A 2,875-nucleotide genomic window follows, 5' to 3' on the forward strand; every position below is an offset into this window, starting at 1 on the left:
CTCCTTCAAAAATTCAAAAACCTGCGCGGAACATACCCAACGCGGGAAAGTCATGCAAGGGGTAGGTGAAGTGAAACGGCGCCCGGTTTAAAATCCCCGGGCCACTTCTGGAAATTCGGCGGGCTGGCTCAAACGGTATCATGAAAACGGGGCATCGATGCCGACGTTCCGGATTCGATGCCGGCCAACCTGCCGGATATGGTGAAGGTTGAACTTGGTAACTCAACCGGCAATGTGACATCATTTCCCCAATCGTCCAGAAAGGGTTGATGCGTCACTCGGTATTTATCTGCGAAGGGGGAAACATGAAAACGGTTCACGGCTTGTTCTTGCCAATGGTTGCCACGATAGCCGTTCTGATGGGCACGGCGAATGCGGCCGAACGTCCGAACATCATTCTGATCATGTCCGACGACATGGGCTATTCCGACATTGGCTGCTACGGCGGTGAGATCAATACGCCCAACCTCGACGGGTTGGCGGCCAACGGCCTGCGCTATTCCCAGTTCTACAATTCGGCGCGCTGCTGTCCCACGCGCGCTTCGCTGCTGACGGGGCTCCATCCCCACCAGACGGGCATCGGTCATATGGTTGAGGACAAGGGGTTCGACGGCTACCGCGGCGATCTGAACGAGCATTGCCTGACGATTGCCGAGGTGCTGAAGCCGGCGGGCTACAGCACCTACATGTCGGGCAAGTGGCATGTGACCAAGCAGCTGTTTCCCGAAGACGAGAGCGGCAAGTCCAATTGGCCGCGCCAGCGCGGGTTCGAACGATTCTATGGCACCATTCTGGGAGCAGGCAGCCTGTGGGACCCGACCACGCTGGTGCGCGGCAACACGCACATCACGCCGGACAACGATCCCGAATACCGGCCCGCCGAACCGTGGTACTACACCGATGCCATTTCCGATAACGCGGTGCGCTACATCCGCGAACACCCCGGCAACAATCCCTTTTTCATGTATGTCGCCTACACGGCCGCGCATTGGCCGATGCATGCGCGGGAGCGGGACATCGTCAAATACAAGGGCATGTATGACGATGGCTTCGAGCCGATTCGCAAAGCGCGTTACGAAAAGCTAAAGGAACTGGGCCTGATTCAGAAGGAATGCAAGCGTTCTCCAACCATTGGAAATTGGGACAAGGTGAAAGACAAAGCCTGGGAGGCGCGAAACATGGAGGTCTATGCCGCCATGGTCGATGCCATGGACCAGGGCATCGGCCGCATCGTGGCCGAGTTGAAGAAGCAGGGCGAACTGGAGAATACCCTCATCCTGTTCCTGCAGGACAACGGCGGCTGCGCCGAGGGCGGAAAATGGCTCGGGCGCGGTGACGGCGGCCAGCCGAGGGCCGACAAGCCGACCCTCCCGCCGATGGACCGGGACGAGCTGCAGATGGAGATGAAAAACAAAAAGACGCGCGACGGCTGGCCGGTCCGGAAGGGCGTCGGCGTCATGGCCGGTCCGCCGGATACCTACATCAGCTATGGCAAGGAATGGGCCAATGTGTCGAACACCCCGTTCAAGGAATACAAGCATTATGTCCACGAGGGCGGTATCAGCACCCCCTTGATCGCCCATTGGCCGAAAGGGATCAAACGGAAAAACCGCATCGAGCACCAGCCCGGACAGATCATCGACATCATGGCCACCTGCGTCGATCTTTCCGGCGCGCGGTATCCGTCGGAATTCAAGGGGCACGAGATCACGCCGATGCAGGGCACCAGCCTGGTACCAACTTTTGACGGCGGCGCCATCGACCGCGACACGCTCTACTTCGAGCACGAGGGCAACCGCGCCATCAGAAAGGGCAAGTGGAAGCTCGTCGCCAAAGGCGCCAACGGGGCGTGGCAACTCTATGACATGGATGCGGACCGCAGCGAAATGAACGATCTGGCCAAGTCGAATCCCGAACGGGTACTGCAACTGGCAAAGGAATGGAACGACTGGGCCGTCCGCGCCTTGGTCACGCCCGGCCCCTATGACAAAGAGGTGAAGAAATGAAGCATCTGGCGGACAGTCCCGAATCTGCGACGAAGCCGCGGGAATGGAAGAAATCAATCCGTGCCTGGATGAGGCCGCTGGGGGATTCAGGCGCTGTTGCCCCGCTTAAACGTAGAATGATTTTGGGCAAGAATAGGTTGCTTGGTGTTTTGCTGCTTGCGGCAATGGCATGCGTGGGTGCGGATGGCGACCGCCCGAATGTGTTGTTCATTATCGCGGACGACCTTGCGGATCGGCTGGGTTGTTATGGCGATCCCGTTGCCGTGACACCCCATCTGGATGCGCTCGCCCAAAAGGGCGTCGTTTTCAGGAACACCTATTGCCAATACCACACCTGCGGGCCGAGCCGGGCATCGATGATGTCGGGGAAATATCCCTTCGAAACCGGCTATACGCACAACAAGGGCGGAACCTATGGCCAATATCTGGCCGACTACACCTCGCTGCCGCGCCTGTTCCGGGAAAACGGATATGTAACCGCGCGGGTGGGAAAGATCTTCCACATGAGTATTCCCGGCGGTATCGGTGGACCAGGTACGGACGATCCGTCCGGCTGGGACGTTGCCGTGAACAATACCGGATGGGATGCGGTTGAGGAAAACTGGGAGAAGGCGACCACCTGTGGGGAAAAGGGCGGGTCCGGTGTTCGGATTCGGTATTCCGCCCCGGAGATCGACGATAAGGAAATGGCCGATGGCCAGGGATTGGCCGCCGCCGTTGAATTGCTCGGCAAGCACCATCCGCACAAGACGGGCCAACCGTTCTTCCTCGCCTATGGCATCTACAGGCCCCATCCGCCGATGATCGTTCCGAAAAAGCATTGGGATGCCATCGATCCCGCAACGATTGACATTCCTGCTGTTCCCGAA

At 58.7% G+C, this 2,875-nt stretch carries 2 protein-coding genes; both read left to right on the top strand.

Translation table 11 applies throughout. From position 1 onward, the window contains the following. Window positions 1-305: 305 nt before the first annotated feature. Window positions 306-2,006, top strand: coding sequence for an arylsulfatase (locus ABYO54_RS15750; protein WP_372809185.1), 1,701 nt, complete (start codon window positions 306-308; stop codon window positions 2,004-2,006). 164 nt (window positions 2,007-2,170) lie between these two features. Then, the coding region (locus ABYO54_RS15755; protein ID WP_372809186.1) for a sulfatase-like hydrolase/transferase at window positions 2,171-2,875 on the top strand (705 nt) is incomplete at its 3' end.

The sequence above is a fragment of the Pontiella sp. genome, assembly GCF_041622395.1.
In the GTDB taxonomy this organism is placed as follows: Bacteria; Verrucomicrobiota; Kiritimatiellia; order Kiritimatiellales; family Pontiellaceae; genus Pontiella.